Genomic DNA, 5,538 nt, shown 5'->3' with positions numbered 1-5,538 from the left:
TCCGCGAGACGCTTATTCTCTTTGCGAAGCCGCTCCAACTCAGCCGCATCAGCCCTTTGGCGGCGCTTCGCTTCCATCGAGCCGAACGCCTCAATCTCCAGCCGCCAGGTTTTCAACTGCGTGCCGGTGATCCCCAGCTCTTTCGCGACGCTGCCCTGCGTCGCGCCTGGCTCATAAAGCCGTTCAACCGCTGCAGCTTTGAATTCGTCCGTGTATTTCCGTCGATGTCGTCCCATCTCGTGCTCCTCTCGTGGACAGGGGTAAAGTACCCCGCTGTCCGGAGACAGGGACGAAGATCACCGCGTCGGCGGAGGCTCTCGTTGTATCCGGCCCAGTTCGTCACCCGGTACTTCGCCTTCGCAAACTTGTCCCGTCGTGACGCGTTGTGCTTGAAAGGCATTGGGCATCCTGTCGTCAGACCGACCGCCTGCTACGCCGTGGGTCGAATCCATGCAACACGCTCCATTGCAGGCATCGAGGTCACTTGATCAAACGGCCAACCTTCAACTCAACACAACCTGATTAACTTTACGGTGCCTTCACATTATCAAACAGTGGGATCAAACACCTAGTTTCGCCACAGTTCAGCAGACAGCGGACGCGTTGGCGCGTCGTCCTCAACACCTCTAAGAGATTCAGAAATCACCACATAGCCTGTCTCATGTCTGATGGGAACGTTCCATACGTTGTCGCGATTCGCGAGTTCGACCTCTCTGAAAAGGTCAATCCTTTGCGGCAAGTCGTAAATCAACGCGGCTTCATCAAGTAGTTGGTCCACTTCAGAGTTTCCTGCGGCTCCGTAATTTCCTTCATTTGGTGATGTACGAGTACTGAACATCGTGTAACTATCAAGCAGGCTCATCGTATCGAAAACCCAGGTCACAATCGCAATATCGTAGTTACCCGGAATAATATATTTGTTATAGTGGTCAACCGTGCTATTTGAAGCAGTCGACAATTCGACTCCAATCCGGCGCCACATTGCGGAGATCGCGTTTGCAATATCAGCTTCATTGGCGCGGTCCCGATATAATAGCTGTATTCGAAGAGGGTTACTTTGATCATAACCTAGACCTTCCATGATTTTGACAGCTTCTTCGGGAGCGTATTTGAAATTCGCTTGTTCTCCGGCATCCGGGTCGTTCTCCCAGACCCAATTCAAACCATTCGTCCAGTTAGTAACAGTATTCCCCGACACCGCAACGTCTCGCGACAAAAAGGTTCTGTCCAACGCCATAACTAAAGCTTGCCGAATTCGTTGATCTGCGACCGACGGGCTGTTAAGGTTGAAATTTAGATAGGACACTGCTGGCTGCCCATACCTTTTGAGTTGTTTGGGGCGATTATCGTTGAACCAGCCAATCAGATCGGAGTCCAGAAGTCGATAGATATCTACTTCTCCTTTCAATACCTTACCAGACTGTATGTTTGCACCATTCTCAGACGACACATAGACAACCTCATCGAAATATAGCGAATTATCCGAGGCTGAATGCGGGTTCCTCACAACACGAATCGAATCTGATTTTTCGAACTCAGCCAGAACATAAGAGCCATTAGAGATCAGTCCGGTCGGATTCTCCCATTCGGCTCTGGGATCCAGTATGCTATGTTGGGCGAATGGGAAAAAAAGATGCGTACCAAACGTTAGCGCAAATTCAGAATTAGGCGCTGAAACCATGATCTCAAATGTCAAATCGTCAAGAGCCCAAATGCCAATTTCTTCTACGGCTTGTATCTTGCCGTCGATATAGGGCTGGAGGTTCAGAATAGAGCGATCTAGTAATTTTAAACCATCTCCGCCTTCGCGGGACCACCAAGCCCGATGTTGGATCGCAGCAACATAATCAGCCGCCGTGATCGGTGTTCCGTCACTCCAGAGTCTTTCATTCAAATGAACCGAATAGGTCCGTTTGTCTTTGCTGACGTCAAATGAGCGGGCTGCAAGAGGATGAAACGTAAGATCAGCACCAATCCGGAAAAGCGGGTCAAAAATATCAGCGAAAAAATCATCATTCCACGTCGCAATGCTCTTCAGATAGTTCAACTGACTTGCGCTGCTTATGTCGGATCGGATCAAACGTCTGCGGTTTGTATGTATGTCTGCATGTACCATCTTCGGCAGTAATGCAGCTGCCGAAGCTCCCATCAGAAATTTTCTTCGCAGCAGATCAAACCTAGATATCGACATACTATTCTCTCCCGGTTGTACGCAACGCATCTGTTGAATGCAAATCGAGCAGCACCCCTGATGCAGAAACATCCGGATCTCCTCTGGCGCGTTCTGAAACATGATCTGAGGATAAGAATTTTATACTTAATAGATCATTAACCGGTCCTCACTAACGTCCAACTGAGGCACGGATTTTTGTCAGCGTGCTTGATTGACGGCCTGTTGGCTTAGGAGCTGATCACCTTATGTTGTTGAGCCGAGCACGGAAAATATTGAATTTTTCGGCAGAATCCTGGTTCGTTCTACGCAATGTTGCTCTCTTGGCGGTTGTGCTGACCCTCGTTGTGTCGGCGCTGCAGATCTTTAACATGAGCCAACTTTACTCTGCTCAGCAGCGGAACCTCCAACATTTGCAGACGGAATTTCTCAAAATGATCAGCTATGATCTCGGGCGCTACAACCTTGGATCTCTGGAATTGGACGTCAAAGTATTAACACGCTTGGAGACATTCCGATCGGCCCGTATCGTCGACAGATTTGGGAACGAACTCTACAACGTCCATAGTGATACTCCTCCACGATATCCGCCACTGGAAATTGACAAGGTCCTCTATGGTACAGACGGTGAATACGCTGGACAGGCCAAAATAGTTCTGGATGCACCATCTCTGATGCATGAAGCAAAACGGACCCTGTCCCTCGGCCTGCTGGTGTTTGCTTTGACATTCGCGCCGGTCGCTCTTCTTTTCGCACGCTTCATGCGGACCTATGTCACAAACCCATTGTCCGACCTGCAACAAGCCTGCGGTACGTCGATGGTCGAAGGTGACCACGTACCCGTCACTGGAAAATTCAGCGGGCATTTTGCCAGCTTTATTCATGCGTTCAATGAAATGCAGTGCGAAAAGAAAACTCGTGATGAGCAAAATAGACTTCTAGTCAAAAAGTTAAATCAAAAGCAATCTGAACTTCAGGTTTTGAACCAAGAGCTTGTCGAAACAGCATCTGCACGAGCGAAGGAAGCGCTCCGCAGAAGAATTGAATCGGAAGCTCTCGACAATGTGTTGTCCGAAGCTGACATCACGTTGAAAATTGTTCAAAATGGTACCCTATTCGAGAGATCGAGATTTGGCGCTCCTTGCCCAGAACAATGTTTGGAAGTGATGAGCCTCCCTGATTTCTCGCTTTTGCGGGTGCGTGATGCAATTGAACATGCTAAATGTCAGATTGTCGCTCAGGCGATTACGCGGGAAACGGCAGAAGACAGTTCGGAAGAGGCGGAACAGGGATACGATCTAACAGTTAGTAGTATTAGGACCGGACGTTTCTGGGTGGTATCGCGAGTACCGCTACATAATGATGCCGAAGCTCTGATTGTTCGCGATATTACATCTTTGACTAATGCTGAAATCCAATTAAGGCAAGCACAGAAAATGGATGCTCTCGGAGTCCTTGCCTCTGGCGTAGCCCATGACTTTAATAATGTTCTGACTATAATTTTCGCAGCGCTCGAAAATATTCGGCAAAGCGCGCCTTTGGACGTACATCACGATGTTGATATTGCTATCGGTGCGAGCGAACGGGCTGCTCGAGTAGTAAGACAGTTACTGAAGTACTCTAGCATTACTCCAAGTAATCAAGATGTCATTTCCCCAGCCGAGAAGCTCGATGAGATCGCTCCGCTTCTACGGGCCACATTGGGCCCAGGAATTAGCTGCCAGATAAATGTCGAAACTAGACAGTCCGTGACGTGTGATTCCGAACTGATCGACGGCGCAGTCCTGAACCTTGCAACCAATGCTGCTCATGCAATGAAAGGGGAGGGACATATAGACATCACACTCCGCGGTGCTCGGTTGGACGAAATCAGAGAAGTCTGCGCTCTCCATGCGAACAATTCAATGAGTAGCCAGGATGAATTTGTTGTTCTTGCTATATCTGATAACGGAGACGGAGTCGCTCCTGAGCTTGTTGATCGAATTTTCGAGCCGTTCTTTACAACAAAAAGTCGAGGTGCGGGTACGGGTTTAGGGTTGGCTATGGTTTTTGGAATGTGCGGTCGAGCAGGTGGTGCCCTGCTGTATGAGAAAAATGAACCAAGAGGCGCGATTTTCAAGTTGATTTTACCCAAGGCTCATGAGGAGCGTTCACAGAGATCAAAGAAAATTGAAGATCAGAAATTGCCTTTAGATGGTCATAGATTGCTAATTATTGATGACGAAGAATTAATACTTGACGTTCAAGAAAGATTGTTCTCCGGAGCTGGGGCGCAGGTATTAACTTGCTCCAATAAGATTGACTTTCTCGACTTGGTGATTACCGGTCGCATCAATGATCAAACTGCTGTTTTGAGCGATTATACGATGTCGGGGTGGAACGGCTCAGATGTGTCGCGAGTTTTAGCCGAGCACAAAATCGATGTTGATTTCTTTATTGTTACTGGCAATCCAGAAATGATTGATCGGGAGCTGATGGCTGGTCATTATGGTATCATACAGAAGCCGTTTTCCTTATCGGATATTGTGGAGGCTCTTTTTTTTAAATCTTGCATCCGATAGGCATTTTTGCAGAACTCCTGCTTGATTCGTGATTTCCCCTTTCCCCACTGATGTCATGCTGATCAGCCCCACTTGAGTGGTCCAATTTGATTGTAAGTGCATGACGGGCCTCCGGTCCATCGTGACGACGGTTTCCGGGGCCGGTGGGCGGTAGCCTAATGCGCTGTGTGGTCGTTTCGTGTTGTAGTGTTTCCTCCATTGTTCGATCAGGATCTGCGCCTCGCGCAGGCTGTAGAAGGTTTCGCCATTCAGGAACTCGTCGCGGAAACGGGCATTGAAGCTTTCGCAGTAACCGTTCTCCCAAGGCGATCCAGGTTCGATGTAAGCCGTTTTCGCGCCGACAGCTTTGATCCAGTCCTGTACGGCTTGAGCAACGAACTCCGGGCCATTGTCAGACCGAATGAACGAAGGCACACCGCGCAGGATGAACAGGTCGCTCAGCGCATCGATGACGTTGCCTGAGTTCAGGTTGCGATCCACACGGATGGTCAGGCACTCCCGGCTGTACGCGAGCGTGTTGCATGGACCAAGCTGAGGGCGCATTTGCCGCTTTCCCAGTCTGATCAGATGACACGCTCATGGGCCGCGCGACCGAGGTCGGTCATGCGGTTGAGGGCTTTGACGGCGATCAGGGTCTCGGTTGTTTGGCTCTCCATATTTCGGCCTCGTAGCGCGGGCCCGATCACCTGCTTGTAGCGGCCGATCTGGGCTTCGACACGGGAGCGCTGACCGTAACCCGTTGCCTTCTGCCAGGCGATGCGTCCGTGGTCGGCGATCATCTGGATATGGGCATTGCGGACGTCGCAA

3 protein-coding genes and 2 pseudogenes are annotated in these 5,538 nt (G+C 49.7%); 1 reads left to right on the top strand and 4 read right to left on the bottom strand.

Annotated elements, in window-relative coordinates:
• Positions 1-236, bottom strand: a 236-nt coding sequence (locus FEV53_RS19440) for a transposase (RefSeq protein ID WP_142836221.1), incomplete at its 3' end; no start/stop codon positions are given.
• 332 nt (positions 237-568) lie between these two features.
• The gene (locus FEV53_RS19430; RefSeq protein ID WP_185962341.1) at positions 569-2,263 is read right to left on the bottom strand and encodes an ABC transporter substrate-binding protein; all 1,695 of its coding nucleotides are present in this window, start codon (positions 2,261-2,263) and stop codon (positions 569-571) included.
• 155 nt (positions 2,264-2,418) lie between these two features.
• Here FEV53_RS19430 and FEV53_RS19425 point away from each other — a divergent pair, with 155 nt between their 5' ends.
• Positions 2,419-4,731, top strand: coding sequence for a hybrid sensor histidine kinase/response regulator (locus tag FEV53_RS19425; protein ID WP_142836319.1), 2,313 nt, complete (start codon positions 2,419-2,421; stop codon positions 4,729-4,731).
• A gap of 123 nt (positions 4,732-4,854) precedes the next feature.
• Here FEV53_RS19425 and FEV53_RS19420 read toward each other — a convergent pair.
• Together FEV53_RS19420 and FEV53_RS21065 are read right to left on the bottom strand one after the other, a co-directional pair.
• Positions 4,855-5,238: pseudogene (locus tag FEV53_RS19420) on the bottom strand (integrase core domain-containing protein); the annotation flags it as partial.
• Positions 5,239-5,294: 56 nt separating this feature from the next.
• Positions 5,295-5,538 (bottom strand): annotated as a pseudogene (locus tag FEV53_RS21065) (IS5 family transposase); the annotation flags it as partial.

Source organism: Palleronia caenipelagi, from assembly GCF_007004065.1.
GTDB lineage: Bacteria > Pseudomonadota > Alphaproteobacteria > Rhodobacterales > Rhodobacteraceae > Palleronia > Palleronia caenipelagi.
The sequence above is the reverse complement of the archived record's forward strand: the minus strand, read 5'-3'. Positions and strand labels throughout refer to the sequence as shown.

What these genes read in the sequence shown, in the direction of transcription:
- FEV53_RS19430 (WP_185962341.1), bottom strand. Translation starts at nt 2,263, where the DNA reads ATGTTTCTGCATCAGGGGTGCTGCTCGATTTGCATTCAACAGATGCGT.
- FEV53_RS19425 (WP_142836319.1), top strand. Translation starts at nt 2,419, where the DNA reads ATGTTGTTGAGCCGAGCACGGAAAATATTGAATTTTTCGGCAGAATCC.